Source organism: Micromonospora sp. LOL_021 (assembly GCF_048060215.1).
In the GTDB taxonomy this organism is placed as follows: domain Bacteria; phylum Actinomycetota; class Actinomycetes; order Mycobacteriales; family Micromonosporaceae; genus Micromonospora_E.
Genome location: NZ_JBHMIN010000048.1, coordinates 36,184 through 51,148, shown reverse-complemented (window position 1 = coordinate 51,148; position 14,965 = coordinate 36,184). Strand labels below are relative to the sequence as shown.

The 14,965-nt window shown below is 71.9% G+C and carries 16 protein-coding genes and 1 pseudogene; 9 read left to right on the top strand and 8 right to left on the bottom strand.

The genetic code is table 11. The annotated features are described in order from the left end of the window. The first annotated feature begins 54 nt into the window (after positions 1-54). The gene (locus ACFHWT_RS24995) at positions 55-1,353 is read left to right on the top strand and encodes a sensor histidine kinase (protein ID WP_416597137.1); all 1,299 of its coding nucleotides are present in this window, start codon (positions 55-57) and stop codon (positions 1,351-1,353) included. Positions 1,354-1,377: 24 nt separating this feature from the next. Continuing rightward, the gene (locus ACFHWT_RS24990; RefSeq protein ID WP_278174643.1) at positions 1,378-2,022 is read left to right on the top strand and encodes a response regulator transcription factor; all 645 of its coding nucleotides are present in this window, start codon (positions 1,378-1,380) and stop codon (positions 2,020-2,022) included. Positions 2,023-2,079: 57 nt separating this feature from the next. Here ACFHWT_RS24990 and ACFHWT_RS24985 read toward each other — a convergent pair whose 3' ends face one another. Further along, positions 2,080-2,727, bottom strand: a complete 648-nt coding sequence (locus ACFHWT_RS24985) for an HAD family hydrolase (RefSeq protein WP_416597132.1) — start codon at positions 2,725-2,727, stop codon at positions 2,080-2,082. 83 nt (positions 2,728-2,810) lie between these two features. Further along, entirely contained in the window at positions 2,811-3,068 is a 258-nt protein-coding gene (locus ACFHWT_RS24980) for a glutaredoxin family protein (RefSeq protein WP_416597130.1), read from the bottom strand. 207 nt (positions 3,069-3,275) lie between these two features. Between ACFHWT_RS24980 and ACFHWT_RS24975 the strand changes: the two genes are divergently transcribed. The 5 genes and pseudogenes from ACFHWT_RS24975 to ACFHWT_RS24955 all read left to right on the top strand — a co-directional run bounded on the left by ACFHWT_RS24975 (position 3,276) and on the right by ACFHWT_RS24955 (position 7,958). Continuing rightward, complete coding sequence (locus tag ACFHWT_RS24975) at positions 3,276-3,443, top strand: hypothetical protein (protein ID WP_416597129.1); 168 nt, start codon at positions 3,276-3,278, stop codon at positions 3,441-3,443. 98 nt (positions 3,444-3,541) lie between these two features. Then, positions 3,542-4,378: an ECF subfamily RNA polymerase sigma factor, BldN family gene (locus ACFHWT_RS24970; protein WP_416597136.1), complete on the top strand. Its 837-nt coding sequence runs from the start codon at positions 3,542-3,544 to the stop codon at positions 4,376-4,378. Between the two features lie 244 nt (positions 4,379-4,622). After that, positions 4,623-5,507 (top strand): annotated as a pseudogene (locus ACFHWT_RS24965) (DUF5667 domain-containing protein); the annotation flags it as partial. Positions 5,508-5,823: 316 nt separating this feature from the next. Continuing rightward, a complete protein-coding gene (locus tag ACFHWT_RS24960) occupies positions 5,824-6,699 on the top strand; it encodes an HAD family hydrolase (RefSeq protein WP_416597128.1) in 876 nt (291 codons plus the stop codon). An 89-nt stretch (positions 6,700-6,788) separates the two neighbouring features. After that, positions 6,789-7,958, top strand: coding sequence for a hypothetical protein (locus ACFHWT_RS24955; RefSeq protein ID WP_416597127.1), 1,170 nt, complete (start codon positions 6,789-6,791; stop codon positions 7,956-7,958). Between the two features lie 33 nt (positions 7,959-7,991). Here ACFHWT_RS24955 and ACFHWT_RS24950 read toward each other — a convergent pair whose 3' ends face one another. The 6 genes from ACFHWT_RS24950 to ACFHWT_RS24925 all read right to left on the bottom strand — a co-directional run bounded on the left by ACFHWT_RS24950 (position 7,992) and on the right by ACFHWT_RS24925 (position 13,367). Continuing rightward, positions 7,992-8,855, bottom strand: a complete 864-nt coding sequence (locus ACFHWT_RS24950; protein ID WP_416597125.1) for a lysophospholipid acyltransferase family protein — start codon at positions 8,853-8,855, stop codon at positions 7,992-7,994. Then, positions 8,852-9,919 carry an NAD-dependent epimerase/dehydratase family protein gene (locus ACFHWT_RS24945; RefSeq protein ID WP_416597124.1) on the bottom strand — a complete coding sequence of 356 codons (1,068 nt, stop codon included), beginning with the start codon at positions 9,917-9,919 and terminating at the stop codon, positions 8,852-8,854. The genes ACFHWT_RS24950 and ACFHWT_RS24945 overlap by 4 nt, the downstream gene beginning before the upstream one ends. A 64-nt stretch (positions 9,920-9,983) precedes the next feature. After that, positions 9,984-10,085, bottom strand: coding sequence for a 30S ribosomal protein bS22 (locus ACFHWT_RS24940; protein WP_007465623.1), 102 nt, complete (start codon positions 10,083-10,085; stop codon positions 9,984-9,986). Between the two features lie 221 nt (positions 10,086-10,306). Next, positions 10,307-10,519, bottom strand: a complete 213-nt coding sequence (locus tag ACFHWT_RS24935) for a helix-turn-helix domain-containing protein (RefSeq protein ID WP_123605749.1) — start codon at positions 10,517-10,519, stop codon at positions 10,307-10,309. A gap of 196 nt (positions 10,520-10,715) precedes the next feature. Then, positions 10,716-12,374: a hypothetical protein gene (locus tag ACFHWT_RS24930; protein WP_416597123.1), complete on the bottom strand. Its 1,659-nt coding sequence runs from the start codon at positions 12,372-12,374 to the stop codon at positions 10,716-10,718. Between the two features lie 72 nt (positions 12,375-12,446). Then, positions 12,447-13,367 (bottom strand): proline dehydrogenase family protein, encoded by a 921-nt coding sequence (locus ACFHWT_RS24925; protein WP_416597122.1) that lies wholly within the window; start codon positions 13,365-13,367, stop codon positions 12,447-12,449. A gap of 110 nt (positions 13,368-13,477) precedes the next feature. Here ACFHWT_RS24925 and ACFHWT_RS24920 point away from each other — a divergent pair, with 110 nt between their 5' ends. Together ACFHWT_RS24920 and ACFHWT_RS24915 are read left to right on the top strand one after the other, a co-directional pair. Further along, positions 13,478-13,783, top strand: coding sequence for a hypothetical protein (locus tag ACFHWT_RS24920; protein ID WP_416597121.1), 306 nt, complete (start codon positions 13,478-13,480; stop codon positions 13,781-13,783). Between the two features lie 2 nt (positions 13,784-13,785). After that, complete coding sequence (locus ACFHWT_RS24915; RefSeq protein ID WP_416597120.1) at positions 13,786-14,952, top strand: glutathionylspermidine synthase family protein; 1,167 nt, start codon at positions 13,786-13,788, stop codon at positions 14,950-14,952. Positions 14,953-14,965 lie beyond the last annotated feature (13 nt).

Sequence of the window (14,965 nt, the reverse complement as noted above, 5' to 3'; positions counted from 1 at the left end):
GGGGTTCCGTTTCCTCCCCGGCCGCAACGCCGACGTATCCACGGAAGGACTCTGATGACCGCAGTCGGCATTCCGCCCGCCTTCGCACCGGCCAGCAGGCCGACGACGTTGCGCCGGCTCGCCAGCGACTCCCTGTACGTACTCACCAGCCTGCCGCTCGCGCTGGCGAACTTCGTCGTCGGCGTCGTCGGTTTCGCACTCGGCGTCGGCCTGGTGGTCACCGTCGTCGGCCTGCCGGTGCTCAGCGGCACGCTGGCCACCGCCCGCGCGTTCGCCCAACTCGAACGGCACCGGATGGCCGGCGTCCTGGCCGCCGCCCGGGTGCAGCCGCGATACGTGACGCCGGGGCCGGACGCCGGCACCTGGCGACGGGTCCTCGCCCCACTCACCGACCCCCAGTCCTGGCTCGATCTGGCATTCGGTGTGCTGCGCCTGCCGGTGGCCCTGATCGCCGTACCGGTCACCGTCACCTGGTGGACCGGGGCGCTGGCCGGCTCGCTCTACTGGACGTACGACTGGTTGCTGCCCGCCGACCCGGACGGCGGTCTGGCGCCGCTACTCGGCCTCGGCGACGCACCGGGCACCCGGATCGCGTTGTACACCGCGATCGGACTGTTCTTCCTGGTCACCCTGCCGATCGTTGTCCGCGGTTGCGCGTTGCTGCAGGCCGGCTTCGCCCGCGGCCTGCTCACCGGGGTGGCGCAGATGCGCGACCGGATCACCGACCTGGAGGAGCAGCGGCAGGCCGCGGTCAGCGCGGAGGCGACCGCGCTACGCCGGCTGGAACGCGACATCCACGACGGGCCGCAGCAGCGACTCGTCCGGCTCGCGATGGACCTGGGGCGGGCCTGCGAGCAGTTGGCAGCCGACCCGGACGCCGCCCGGCGCACGCTGGACGAGGCGCTGGACCAGACCCGGGAGACGCTGGCCGAGCTACGCGCCCTGTCCCGTGGCATCGCACCGCCGATCCTGGTCGACCGAGGGCTGCCCAGTGCAATCGCCGCCCTGGCCGGACGCGGCGTGATACCGGTCGACCTGTCGGTCGACCCCCGGCTCGGCGCGGCCGCGACGCGGCCCGACCCGGCGGTGGAGAGCAGCGCCTACTTCGTGGTGGCCGAGGCGCTGACCAACATCGCCAAGCACAGCGGGGCGACCAGCTGCAGTGTCGGCGTGCACCGCCGGGACGGCGGGTTGACGATCGTGGTCGCCGACGACGGGACCGGCGGTGCCCACCTCGCCAAAGGGCACGGACTGGCCGGACTCGCCGACCGGGTGCGGGCGCACGGCGGCACCCTCGCGGTGCACAGCCCGCCGGGCGGGCCCACCGAGATCCGTGCCGAACTTCCCGGCTGAGCCGTGATGGTAGACATGGCACCCATGCGAGTGGTGATCGCCGACGACGCCGTACTGCTGCGGGAGGGCCTGGTCCGACTGCTCAGCGAGCACGGCCACCGGGTGGTGGCCGCGGTCGGCGACGGCCCGGCCCTGGTCGAGGCGGTCACCGAACACCGTCCGGACGTCTCGATCGTCGACGTACGCATGCCGCCGACGCACACCGACGAAGGGTTGCGGGCGGCGGTACGGATCCGCGAACTGGTCCCGGGAGCGCCGGTGCTGGTGCTGTCCCAGTACGTCGAGGTGTCGTACGCCGACGATCTGCTCGCCGACCGGGCCGGCGCCGTCGGCTACCTGCTCAAGGACCGGGTCGCCGCGATCGCCGAGTTCCTCGACGCCCTCGCCCGGGTGGCCGCCGGCGGTACGGTGCTCGACCCGGAGGTGGTCGGTCAGCTGCTGGTCCGGCGCCGCCGCGACGACCCGCTGCGCCAGCTCACCCCGCGGGAACGGGAGGTGCTCGGGCTGATGGCCGAGGGGCGGTCCAACACCGCCATCGCCCGGCTGCTGGTGGTCACCGACGGGGCCGTCGAGAAGCACATCCACAACATCTTCAACAAGCTCCAGCTGGCGCCGGACACCGAGCAGCACCGTCGGGTGCTCGCCGTACTGACCTACCTGCGCGGCTGACCGGGCCGAGCCGGCTTGCCGCAGAGCCGACCCGGCTGGGCCGGCTTCCTCAGCGGATCAGTGGTCGGCCGCCAGCCGTACCGCCTCGGTGAGGGACTCCGCGACCGGCACGCCGCGGGCCCGGAGCCGGCCCGGGTCGGTGAAGCCGCCGGTGTACAGGATGCAACTTGCACCTACCGCCTCGGCGGCGTCCGCGTCGTCGATCGAGTCGCCGATCAGCACGGTCCGGGCCGGGTCCACACCCAGCGCGGCCAGGTGCCGGTCGAGATGCCCGGCCTTGCGGTCGCCGCCGACCGCCGTCCGCAGTCCGTCGATGCGCCGGAAGGTACGGGTCAGGCCGTACGTGTCGACCAGCGGGACCAGCTCGTCGTGGAACCACATCGAGAGCAGCGACTGGCTACCCGACCAGCTGAGCAGCGCCCGTTCGGCGTCTTCGGCGAGGGCGCAAGTGGTCAGACCGGCCCGGTACGCGGCGTGGAAGATCTGGTCCAGCCGACCGAACTCCTCAGCGTCGACCGCCCGGCCGAGAACGTCTGCGTAGTAGTCGGCGACCGGCCGGCGGAAGGCCACCCGGTGCTGCTCGGGGGTGAGCACGGGTCCGTCGACGGTGGCGATCGCGTGGTTGGTCGAGGTGACGACCAGCGCCAGGTCATTGAGCAGGGTGCCGTTCCAGTCCCATACCAGATGGGTGTCAAGCGGGTCCACGGCGGCACGATACCGGCCATCGGCACGGCCGGACCAGCAGGTCAGCCGACCGGCCGGCCGCAGCCGCTCGACCGGTCACCAGGTCAGTCGACCGGTCGGCGCAGATCATCGAGCAGCCGCTGCTCCTCGACCCGCCAGTACCCGTGTTCCCGCCCGTCGAGCAGCACCACCGGGAGCCGTTCGCCGTAGTCGCGCTCCAGCTCGATGTCAGCGGTGACGTCCTGCTCCACCCATTCGTCGCCGGTCTGCCCCGCCACCCGGGCGATCGCGACACGGGCGTCGTCGCAGAGGTGGCAGCCAGGGCGGGTGATCAAGGTGATTCTGGGCTGGCGGCGCGACACGCCGGGGAGCTTACCGCTTCCCGACAACCAATGCGTCGGGTAACCGACAGCGGACAGCCAGTGCGACATGGGCACGCCGTCCTGCGGAAATACTTCGTCGTTGTGTAACGGACTCCACACGCGTGGGTGACGTTGGCCCTATCATCGCCTTGGGTCGACTCACCCGTTTTGCCGTGAGTCGCCACCCCTCAGCCCGAGGAGGCCGCCGTGCCCGTTGTCGCACCGCACCAGCACCTCAGGAGGGTGCGCCGGTCCATGGCGCTCACCACCGACCTGCCGGACCGCGCCGGTATCAGCACCCAGCTCACCGACCCAGGTGCCCGGGCCCAGCAACGAGCCGGGTCGCCGCAGGCACGAACGGAGGACGCCCAATGAGTGTCTACTCCCCGCAGATCGTTCTCCCGTCGGCCAGCCGCGAGGTAATTGCCGCCCGGATCGCCCTCGCCGAAGGGTTATCGCTGCTACGCACGTCGATGCATGAGATGCTCAGCATCACGATGCGCGGCGACGGCGGCACCCGAGGAACCAGGCCACGCACCCAGCCCAACGAGGGGCCGAGCCGACGCCAGCCCGGCGCCAACACCAAGCCGATGGGCGGCGCGGTGGCCGCCCCGGCCCGACCCACCATGCCGACCCAGCCGGACGGCAACGAGGCGGAGACCACCGTGCTGCCGGTCATCCCCGACCAGGGCAGCCGGTCCGGCGCACCGCCAGGCGGCTACCCGGACCGGCCGGACCCGTCCGATCCCGCCCGCGAGGTCTGGACGCTGGTGGAACGGGCCCAGGCGGGCGAGACCGAGGCGTTCGGTCTGATCTACGACCGGTACGTGGACACCGTGTTCCGGTTCGTCTATTTCCGGGTGGGCAACCGGCAACTCGCCGAGGACCTCACATCGGACACCTTCCTGCGCGCCCTGAAGCGGATTGGCAGCTTCACCTGGCAGGGCCGTGACCTCGGGGCCTGGCTGGTGACCATCGCCCGCAACCTGGTCGCGGACCACTTCAAGTCGGGGCGGTACCGACTGGAAGTTACTACGGGTGATGTAATGGATGCGGAGCGCGAGGATCGCGGGCCGGAAGGGAGCCCCGAGGCAGCGGTCGTCGACCACATCACCAACGTCGCCCTGCTGACCGCCGTCAAGCAGCTCAACCCGGAGCAGCAGGAGTGCATCGTTCTCCGCTTCCTGCAAGGCTTCTCGGTCGCCGAGACCGCCCGGGCGATGGGCAAGAACGAGGGGGCGATCAAGGCCCTGCAGTACCGGGCAGTACGGGCGCTGGCCCGGCTCCTGCCCGACGGTTTCCAACCGTGATCGCGCCCACACGGACAGCAACAACAGTCACGCGTAGTGATGAATCTCGCCACCGGCCCGTAACCCAACTGACCGCTCAGGCGTTTCTTGGGGTGCGACCGATGGTGCCAGCACCTCGCCAGCCATCAGGCAGCGTGCCAGGACCCGCAACGGGTCACCTCCCCAGCGACCCTGGCCGTGGTCGCACCGGATAGTGGCGACACCCGCCGCTGAAGCCGTGACCTGCGAAGGGAGGTGTCCGCTGATGAGCAAGCTCAATCTCTTCCGCCGACGCGCCGAACGATTCGCACAACTTCTCGACCGTGCCGAGAGCGGAGGGCGGCACCATGTCCGCGATCCGCTGGACGACGAGCTGGCCGGGCTCACGGCACTCGGGCGCCGAATGTCTGAGATGCCGAAGTCACCGGACAGCGGCGTGGACCCGGACTACCGGGCGCACCTGCGCGCTGTGCTGATCGCCACCGCCGAACGGGAAGGCATCGGCGCCAGCGCACCGACAACTCCGTACCGCCGCCTGCCCGAACGGCCCCGGTCCCGCTGGTTCGCCGCCCGGGCGGCGGGGGCCCGCGCGGCGACGGCCGCCGGCCGGGCCCGGACCCGCGCGGTCATCATCGCCACCGTCGCGTTCGGGGCGATCACCGTCTCCGGCATGTCCGCCGCCACCGAGCAGGCGGTGCCGGGCGACACCCTGTACGGAATGAAACGGTCCACCGAACGTGCCCAGCTCGCCCTGGCCCAGTCCGACTCCTCCCGCGGACAGCTGTTCCTCGGCTTCGCGGAGGTACGGATGGGCGAAGCCCTCATCGTGTACGACGAGCCCGCCGCGTTCAGCGCGGTGCTGGACGACATGGACGGCCAGACCCGGGAAGGCGTCCGACTGCTCACCTCCGCCGCCGTTGTCGGCGGTGACGGGGCACCGCTGGACGTGATCGACTCGTTCGTGTCCACGCAGCGTCCCACGTTGCGGCAACTCGCCGACGGGTCGGCGGCGAACCGGGGCCGGATTGGCGAGTCACTCACCCTCCTCGACCGGGTCCGTGCCCGGACCACGGCGTTGCGCAACGAGCTGACCTGCTCGGCTCAGGCCAGCAGCGACAGCGACGAACTCGGCCCGCTGCCGGCCAGCTGCGTATCGGCCGAGCCGGCCGGTAGCATTCGTGTCCCGGGCGGCCTGGTCGGGCCGCCCGCCGGTGAGTCGTCGGTCGACGAGGGGCGCGCCGACGTAGCGCCCGCCCCCGCCGCAGGTGCCGACTCGCCAGTCGACCCGGGGCCCGGCGACCGGCCGTCGACCAGTCCGCAGCAGTCGAGCCTCGCCGAGCCACAGATCGGCGAGGCCACCGAGACGGATCTGCCGGGCCCGCGCCCGGCGGTCAAGGACAACCCGGCCGCTGACCGGTGACCTGACCGGGCCGGTGGCGCCGCCCGACGGGAGAGGTGATGCCGGCGTGCCCCGCACCCGCAAGGTGACCATCAGTACCGACGCTGCCGGTCACACCACGGGTTGGGCGACCACCGGGTTGACCGCCGCGACACCGGCGGACCCCGACCACCGGGCAGCGGCGTTCTTCGACGTCGACAACACCATGCTGCGTGGCGCGTCGATCTACTGGTTGGCGCGCGGCCTGGCCGCCCGCAACTACTTCACCACCACCGACCTTGCCCAGTTCGCCTGGCGGCAGGCACGGTTCCGGCTGCTCGCCGCGGAACACGCCGGGGACATGTCGCACGCCCGGGAGGCGGCCCTGGCGTTCGTCGCCGGCTGGCGGGTCAGCGATGTGGAACGCCTCACCGAGGAAATCTTCGACGAGTTGATGGCGTCGCGGATCTGGCCCGGCAGCCGGGCCCTGGCGCAGGTGCACCTCGATGCCGGACAACGGGTGTGGCTGGTCAGCGCGACTCCGGTCGAGGTCGGCCGGGTGATCGCCCAGCGTCTCGGGTTGACCGGTGCGCTCGGTACCGTCGCCGAGGTCGTCGACGGTACGTACACCGGCCGGCTGGCCGGCGAGCTGATGCACGGCCCGGCGAAGGCGGAGGCAATCGTGCGGCTCGCCGCAGTCGAAGGGCTCGAGCTCGCCTGCTGCAGCGCGTACAGCGACTCCGCCAACGACCTGCCGATGCTCACCGCCGTCGGACACCCGGTCGCGGTCAACCCGGACACCGCGCTGCGCCGCCAGGCACGGGACCAGGGCTGGCAGGTCCGGGACTTCCGGACCGGTCGCAAGGCGGCGCGGATCGCGGTACCGTCGACGGTCGCCGCCGGTTTCCTGGCCGGCGCGGTGGCGGCCGGCCTGGCCATCCGCCGCCGCCGGGCAACCGGCTGACCAGGACAGAGCCATCCGGCTCACCCGGGGGCGGGCAGCCGGCCCACCCGGGGGCGGCAACGCCGGCATCGGATCAGGAAGGCATCGGTGTGACGGTCACCGCACGCCCGGTCGAGTCGACCGGGGCGCCCAGCCACCCACCGGGTCGGCACCGCCGCCACCGTCCGTGGCACCTGGCCGGACTGGCCGGGGCGCTGGCTGCCGCGGTCCTGCTGGTCATGTTGCCGCAGGCCAGCCCGACGACCAGCGCGGACGAGCCGGGCCGGCTGCGTACCGTCGCCGAGGTCTGGCCGGCCGCCGAGATCACCGAGATACCCGCCAACCTCGCCGACGGGCCGGCGTACAGCCCGGTGCTCTTCGTCGACGGCGCCACCTCGGTCGGCACCGCGCCGAGCCCGGACGGCACCGCGCTGCGGCTGGTCGTGCGGGCCGCCGACGGATCGGTACGGGAACTGCGCCGGCTCCCGCTCGGCGCTACCCCGCAGTTCGGTGGGTTCACCACCGACGGGGACACGTTGGCCTGGTCCGAGTCGGTCGCGGACGAGGACGGCCGGGGGCGGACCGAGATGTGGGCCGCCGGCTGGGCCGACGCCGCCGAGCCACACCGGCTCACCACCGACACCGGCGACGTGGTCTTCTTCAACTCCCAGTACGACATGGTGATCAACGAGGGCAGCCTGTACTGGGTCGCCGTGGCACCCGGCACCGAACCGGCGACCGAACTGCGATCGGTCCCGCTGGCCGGCGGCGAGGTGACCGTACGCACCGATCCGGGCGCCTGGGCGTTGTCCCGGTGGCCGACGATGGTCAGCGCCGGCAGCGGCGAGACCGGCCCGATCCGGATCCGTGACCTGGTCGAACGCCGGATCACCGACGTCCCCGCCGGCCCGACCGAACTGGTCACCTGCGGTCCCACCTGGTGCCGGGTGCTGGTGCTGGCGGCGGACGGCCCGGGCCGCATCGACCTGATGCGCCCGGACGGTACGGACCGGCGGCGCATCGGCGACGGCACGGTGACCGCCAGCACCATCGACGTCGCCGTGCTGGACCGGTTCGAGGTGCTGTCGCTGTCGTCGGCACCCACCTCACTGACCAACTCACAGCAGTTGATCATTTACGATCTGCAGCTCGACGAGGCGTTCGTGGTCAGCGACGACGTGGGCATGGTGCTCTGCCGGGGCGGTGTGCTGTGGTGGTCGGTCGGCGACGACAGCTCTGCCGCCTGGCAGGTGCTGGATCTGCGAAGCTTGACGGACTGACCGCTTGCCGGCCGAGCGGCCCGGCTGGCCGGCTCACCGGCCGAACGGGTCCGGCCGGCGCTCCAGCAGCCGGTGCAGGGCCTGCTGGATCGTCTCCCGCACCTGGTCGGCCAGGTTGAACACGACCAGCGGGTCATCGGCGTGGTCGGCGAACTGGGTGGTCGGGATCGGCGGACAGAACTCGATCAGCCACTTGCTCGGCAACGGCACCAGGCCGAGCGGCCCCAGCCACGGAAACGTCGGCGTCACCGGGAAGTACGGCAGGCCGAGGATCCGGGCGAGCGGGGCGATGTTCGCCAGCATCGGATAGGTCTCCTCGGCGCCGACGATCGCCACCGGAACGATCGGCGATCCGGTACGGATGGCCGCCGACACAAACCCACCCCGACCGAACCGTTGCAGTTTGTAGCGCTGCGAGTACGGCTTTCCAACTCCCTTGAAGCCCTCCGGGAAGACCCCGACCAGTTCCCCGCCACCGAGCAACCGCTCGGCGTCCGGGTTGCAGGCGACGGTGCCGCCGAACTTGCGGGTCAGTTCGGACAGGAACGGCAACCGGAAGACCAGGTCGGCGCTGAGCAGCCGCAGGTGCCGGTGCCGCGGATGCTCGTCGTGCAGGATCGCGGTGAGCACGGCCGCGTCCAGCGCGACCGTGCCGGAGTGGTTGCCGACCACGAGTCCGGCACCGTTCACCGGCAGGTGTTCGACCCCGGACACCTCGGTGCGGAACCATTCGCGGTAGAGCGCCCGCAGCACCGGCAGGAACACGCCTTCGGTGAGATCGGGATCGAAGCCGAACTCGTCCACCTCGTACTCGCCGGCCAACCGGCGGCGCAGAAACGACAGGCCGGCGGCCACCCGCTGGTCCCAGACGTCGCCGGGTCGGTCCGGCACGGTCATGCCAGCTCCCGCTGATCGCCGGCGCGGGCAGCGCGGACCCGGCGGATGCCGTCCAGGATCGCCTGTTCGGCGGCGGCCAGTCGGTCGCCGGCGAGCAGCGCCCCGTCCGGGTGGGCGCGCAGGAAATCGTCGAAGGCGGCCTGCGTCGACCGCGGCTCGAACCCGAACTCGCGGACCAACCGGGAGGTGTCGACCACCCGGCCATGGACGAACAGGTCGATCTGGTCGAACCCGTAGCGCCCGACGCCGAAGGCCCGGGTGACGCCGGCGGCACTCGACAGCCCCGGCTCCAGCACCGGTACCGCGACCCGGCCGGCCCGCCGGATCGCCTGGGAGAGGGTGAGCACGCCCGGGCCGGCGACGTTGAACGTGCCGGGACGGTCCTCCACCACGGCCCGGTGCAGCACCTCGAGCGCGTCGTCGACGTGCACGAACTGCAGCCGGGGGTCCCGGCCGAAGACGGTCGGCACCAGCGGCTGGGCGAAGTAGCGGGTCAGACTGGTCTCGGCGGTCGAGCCGATGAACGGGGCGAACCGCAACACGGTGGCAGTGACGTCGGGCCGCCGGCGGCGGAAGCCGCGCACGTACGCCTCGATGTCCAGGATGTCGCGGGCGAACCCGCCGCGCGGCACCTCACGGGGCTCCGTGTCCTCGGTGAAGACCGCCGGATCACGGAACGAGGCACCGTACGCCGCCGTCGACGAGCGCACCACCAGCTTGCGCAGACCGGACGCCCGCTGGCAGGCGGCGAGCAGCTGCATGGTGCCGATGACGTTCTGTTCCTTCATCGCGGCGCGGCCGCCGTACTGCTGGTCCGGTCCGCTGACCACGGCCAGGTGCACGACGGCTGACGCGTCGAGGTCCGCGATGATGCCGCTGGCCGCGGCAGCGTCGGCGCGGACCTGGTCGACGTCGCGCAACAGATCCGCGAAGTCCGGCGCCGGTGTGGCGGTGTCCAGCCCGACGACCCGGCCGACCCGAGGGTCGGCGGCGAGTCGACCGGCGACGCGGGCACCGATGAATCGGCTCGTCCCGGTTACCACCACGGTCGGGGACCTCACCATAGGGCCCTCCAAGTGCCGGCGGGTGACCGGAGCGTTGCTGAGCCGGGCCTGGGCCCGGCCGCGGTCACTTGCCGAGACGTCGACGCTGGACGCGGGTCTTGCGCAGCAGCTTGCGGTGCTTCTTCTTGGCCATACGCTTGCGGCGCTTCTTGACCACCGAGCCCATACGAAAGCCTTTCCAACGAACGTTCGGGTCGGCCCGTGCGCAGCGTGCGGTGTGGCTGACGCGTGGACCGAACTGGACAACCGGCCGGGCCGGCGGGCGGACTCGCCCGCGCATGCGACGGCACGGCCGGCGTCAAGCCTAGCCCGCGCGTGTCATCAGCACCAACGCGGCCCCGGCGCCGGCCGGGGGACGCGTAGGTGCTGGGCGTCTCCGGATACCCGCTAGGCGGTCTCCCGGAAAGCGCCTCGCAGGTACTCGTGCACCGCGTGTTCCGGCACCCGGAACGACCGGCCGACCCGTACCGCGGAGAGTTCACCGGAGTGCACGAGTCGATAGACGGTCATCTTGGACACCCGCATCACCCTCGCCACCTCGGCGACGGTCAGGAACTTGACCTCCGACAGCCTGTCCTCGGACTGTGGTGATCCTGCCATGGTTCACCAATCCATCCCATTTCCCCGGCGCGTGCCGCCCAGCGGGACCCCTTCCGCGCCGCGACGGGCAACGCACGTGTTACCAGTACGGTAACGGGGTCGCTGTGACCGGCGCGATCCGTTCCGTCATTTGATCCCTACAGCGGGGCGGCCGACACCCGTACGGGCTACCGGCACGACGGCTGCGGGTGACGGCTCAGCCGACCGCCCGCCGGACGTAGTCGACGCACGCCGCCTGCAGGCCCTCCCAGGATTCACCGAACTGCGTCTGGGCGGCCTCGTCGAGACCCACACCGTCATGCAGCACGGAACGGAAGAACGCCAGGGTCCGCTCCTCGCCGAACCGGTCGACCAGGTGCCGGACCGCCAGGTAACCCACCCCGTACCCGGCACCGACCTGCCAGTCCTCGGCGTCCGCGGTCGGCTCGACGCTGCTCAGCGGCCCCTGCCAGTCCTGTTCCAGGACCAGCCGGCGGACGTCGTCCAGCCCTTCGTAGCGGACCACCGGCCGGCCGCCGGCCGCCGCGTGCTCCGCCAGTCCTTCGATCAGCCACCAGGCGGCTCGCTCCCGGTTCCCGCCGTCCGGCAGCGACGCGGCGTGGGTCAGCTCGTGACGCAGCAGGTCCGGCCGGACCACGTCGCGCAGGTTCGTGCCGTTGAGCACGACCTCGTAGTGTCCGCCGCCGACCGCCACCGCGTACCCGGCGGTCCAGTCCGGACGGTTCCCGCCGTACCAACTGCCCCATTCGTCGGCGCCGGCGTAGAAGACCCGGTACCGGTCCGGGGCAGTGCCGGAGACCGCGTACCGGTCCGCGACCGCCGCCGCCTCCTCCGCGTCGCGCAGCAGGTCGGGCAGCAGATCCCGGTGCTGCGGGGTGGTTGCCACCAGGGTCCGGTTGCCGGTCGCCACGACCAGTTCGCTGACTTCCCAGGGCCGGGGCCCGTCCTGCAGGGTCAGCGACGGCTCGACCGCGACGAGGCGCAGCCGGCCGCCTTCGGTGCTCCAGCGCTGACCGACCACCACCTCGCTGGTCTCACAGGACGGCACCACGAAGCAGTGCTGATAGCTGACCAGCAGCCGCCATTCGGTGCCGAGCGCCGCCGGGCCGATCGGTGCCGGGCCGGTCGGTGCCGGTGACGGGCTCGCGGTGACCGTCGGCGTGGCAGTCGCCGTCGGCGTGGCAGTCGGCGTGGCAGTCGGGGCGGTGGTGGCCGTCGTCGCCGTCGGCGTGGCCGACCCGGTGGCCGCCGGCGTTGGCGTGGCCGTGGCGGTCGGGTCGAACTCGACCGGCAGCGTACTGACCGACGGGCGCCACGCCGTCACCTGCATCGCGCGCAGGGTCTGGAACTGGCGGGCCAGATCGTCGTGGGCGGCCGAGCCGGGTTCGGCGACCGCGAGGAACCCCCGTTCGTCGCCGGCGATCAGCGCGGCGGCCTGCTGGTCGAGCAGGGCGTTGATCTGAGTACGCAGCCAGGCCTGGGTAGCGGCCGGCGGATCGCCCGGCACCGGGCTGGCCGGCGGGCCGGTCGGCGGGGTGACCGTCGGCTCGATCACCGGCGGTTCCGGGCTGGGCAACCGGTCGATCAGCGCCACCGCACCGACCACCGGCACGGCGCAGAACAACACCGTCGCGACGATGCCGAGCACCGGCCAGAACGACCAGCGCCGCTCCGGCGGCGGGGTCACCGGGACCGGCGCGGGATCCGGCCGCTGCGGCTGGTCCTTCGGCGACGAACCCGGCTGGTCCGATCCGTCGGACTCCGGCCGATCCGCCGAACTGTCCGGCTCTCGCCGATCCGCCGAACTGTCCGGCTCCGGCTGGTCGGTCGGTACGGAGTCCTGCCGGTCGGTCACCCGCCGAATGATACGGGGACCGGAACCATCCCGGTCCAGCCCGGGTTGAGCGGCAGCACAGGGGTGCCGGCGTCAGTCGCGGGAGCGCAGCGCCCGGCCCAGAAACGCCACGTTGGCCGGGCGTTCGGCCAGCCGGCGCATCAGGTAGCCGTACCAGTCGGTGCCGTAGGGCAGATAGACCCGCATGGTGTAGCCCTCCCCCGCGAGCCGGGCCTGTTCGGCCGGTCGGACCCCGTACAGCATCTGGAACTCGAACTCCTCCGGCGCCCGGTCGAACCAACGGGCCCGGTCCTCGGCGATCGCGATCAGACGCGGGTCGTGGGTGGCCAGCATCGGGTAACCGGCGCCGGAGAACAGGATGTTGAGGCACCGCACGAAGGACTTGTCGACGTCGATCGCCGCCTGGTAGGCGACCGACTCCGGCTCGGCGTACGCCCCCTTGCACAGCCGCACCCGGGAACCGGCGGTGGCCAGCTCCCGGCAGTCCGCCTCGGTACGTCGCAGGTACGCCTGCAGCACCGCACCGGTGGACGGATGGTCGGCACGCAACGTCTGCAGGATGTCCAGGGTCGAGTCGGTGGTGGTGTGGTCCTCCATGTCGAGGGTGACGGTGCCGCCGACGGCGGCCGCCGCCGCGCAGATCGCCCGGGCGTGCCCGGTCGCCGCCGGCTCGTCGAACCGCTGTCCGAGCGCGGAGAGCTTCACGCTGACATCGGCGCCGGCGGCGAGACCGGCCCGATCCAGCGCGTCCAGCAGGGCCAGGTACTCCGCCCGCACCGCGCTGGCCTGCTCAGCGGTGGTGGTGTCCTCACCGAGGTGGTCGATGCTGATCACCAGGCCGGTACCGGTGAGCTCGGCCGCGGCGGTCAACGCCTCGTCGATGGTGGTGCCGCCGACGAATCGGCGTACCACGTCACGGCTGAACGGGGCGGCGGCGACCAGCCGTTCGATCGTGGTCGACCGGGACGCGGCGAGGATGACCGAGCGAAGCATGGGGCGAGCGTATCGCCCTTGACCACGACCGGCCCGGCCAGTGGCCGAGGTCCGGTGACGGCCCGGGGCCCGGCCGCTGGCCGAGGTCCGGCGACGCCGGGCGTGCGTCGGTGAGCTACAACAGTGCTGTGGACAAGATCTCCCCGCGCCGGCTCCGGTCGACCAGTGTCCAGCTCGGTGCGCTGACCGCGCTGGCGCTCTCCCTCTCCGGCTGCAACCTGGTTTCGGACGACGACTGCGACGACGACCGGTCGATGGGTGCCGGCTCCGGCGGCGGCACGACGGTGCTGGCGATGGCCGCCGACGGTACCGGGGCGGTCGTCGCCCGTACCGCGCCGGAAGCTCCGGCCGGGACCACCGCGGTCGTGCCTGACCGGGGCGGGTTCGGCACCCACCTCGCCTCCTGCGGCGGCTGACCATGCGACGCGAAACCTGCCGGCCCCGGCCGGACTGGGACGCGACGGTACGGCAGCAGGGCCTGGTGTACGCCGACACCGAACTGCCCAACGGCTCGGTGATGTCCTACTGGGACGAATCCGCCTGCTACGCCTTCGACCTGCCGGAGGTGCTGCGGTTGGAGGAGGCGACCGAGGAGCTGCACCGGATGGCGGTGACGGCGGCCGAGCACGTGGTGACGCACCGGCGGTACGCCGACTTCGGCATCCCAGGATGGGCCGCCGACGCCGTCGCCCGGTCGTTGCGCGAGCGGCCACCGAGTCTGTACGGCCGGTTCGACCTCCGGTACGACGGATCCTGGCCGCCGAAGCTGTTGGAGTACAACGCCGACACCCCCACCGCCCTGGTCGAAGCCGCGATCGTGCAGTGGTACTGGCTGGAGGACACCCGCCCGCAGCTCGACCAGTGGAACAGCCTGCACGAACGGCTGGTGGCGGGCTGGGCGCAGATCAAGGCCGGGATGTACCACCCGACGCTGCACGTCACCTGGTCGAGCGAGGAGGAGACCGGCGAGGATCTGATGACCGCCGGCTACCTCGCCGAGACGGCCCGCCAGGCCGGGCTGACCGCCGAGCTGCTGCCGATGCTTAACGTCGGCTGGGACGGCCGGCGCTTCGTCGACGCCGCCGACCAGCCGATCACCACCTGCTTCAAGCTCTACCCGTGGGAGTGGATGCTGGCCGAGCCGTACGGTCGGTTGGCGCTCGAACCGGGCACCCCGACCACCTGGATCGAGCCGGCGTGGAAGCTGCTGCTGTCGAACAAGGCGCTGCTGGCGGTGCTCTGGGAGCTGTTTCCGGACCACCCGTACCTGCTGCCCGCGTACCTGGACGGACCGCGCGGGATGCCGGAGTACGTCGCCAAGCCGCTGCTCGGCCGGGAAGGCGCGGCGGTGCGGATCGTGACCGCTGCCGGCGAGATCGAGAATTCGGGCGACTACGGCGCCGAAGGCTGGTGTTACCAGGAGTTCCGGGCGTTGCCGGCGTTCGACGGCAACCATCTGGTGCTGGGTAGCTGGGTGGTGGACGGCGAGTCGGCCGGTGCCGGGCTGCGGGAGAGTTCCGGTTTGATAACCGACGGGTACGCCCGGTTTCTACCGCACTACGTGGCCGCCCACCGGGCGATCTGAATCGTCTACGGTT

Bases quoted from the DNA above. Each gene is read 5' to 3' on its own strand.
- ACFHWT_RS24995 (WP_416597137.1), top strand. From the start codon at position 55: ATGACCGCAGTCGGCATTCCGCCCGCCTTCGCACCGGCCAGCAGGCCG.
- ACFHWT_RS24990 (WP_278174643.1), top strand. From the start codon at position 1,378: ATGCGAGTGGTGATCGCCGACGACGCCGTACTGCTGCGGGAGGGCCTG.
- ACFHWT_RS24970 (WP_416597136.1), top strand. From the start codon at position 3,542: ATGCATGAGATGCTCAGCATCACGATGCGCGGCGACGGCGGCACCCGA.
- ACFHWT_RS24950 (WP_416597125.1), bottom strand. From the start codon at position 8,855: ATGACCGTGCCGGACCGACCCGGCGACGTCTGGGACCAGCGGGTGGCC.
- ACFHWT_RS24945 (WP_416597124.1), bottom strand. From the start codon at position 9,919: ATGGTGAGGTCCCCGACCGTGGTGGTAACCGGGACGAGCCGATTCATC.
- ACFHWT_RS24940 (WP_007465623.1), bottom strand. From the start codon at position 10,085: ATGGGCTCGGTGGTCAAGAAGCGCCGCAAGCGTATGGCCAAGAAGAAG.
- ACFHWT_RS24935 (WP_123605749.1), bottom strand. From the start codon at position 10,519: ATGGCAGGATCACCACAGTCCGAGGACAGGCTGTCGGAGGTCAAGTTC.
- ACFHWT_RS24925 (WP_416597122.1), bottom strand. From the start codon at position 13,367: ATGCTTCGCTCGGTCATCCTCGCCGCGTCCCGGTCGACCACGATCGAA.
- ACFHWT_RS24915 (WP_416597120.1), top strand. From the start codon at position 13,786: ATGCGACGCGAAACCTGCCGGCCCCGGCCGGACTGGGACGCGACGGTA.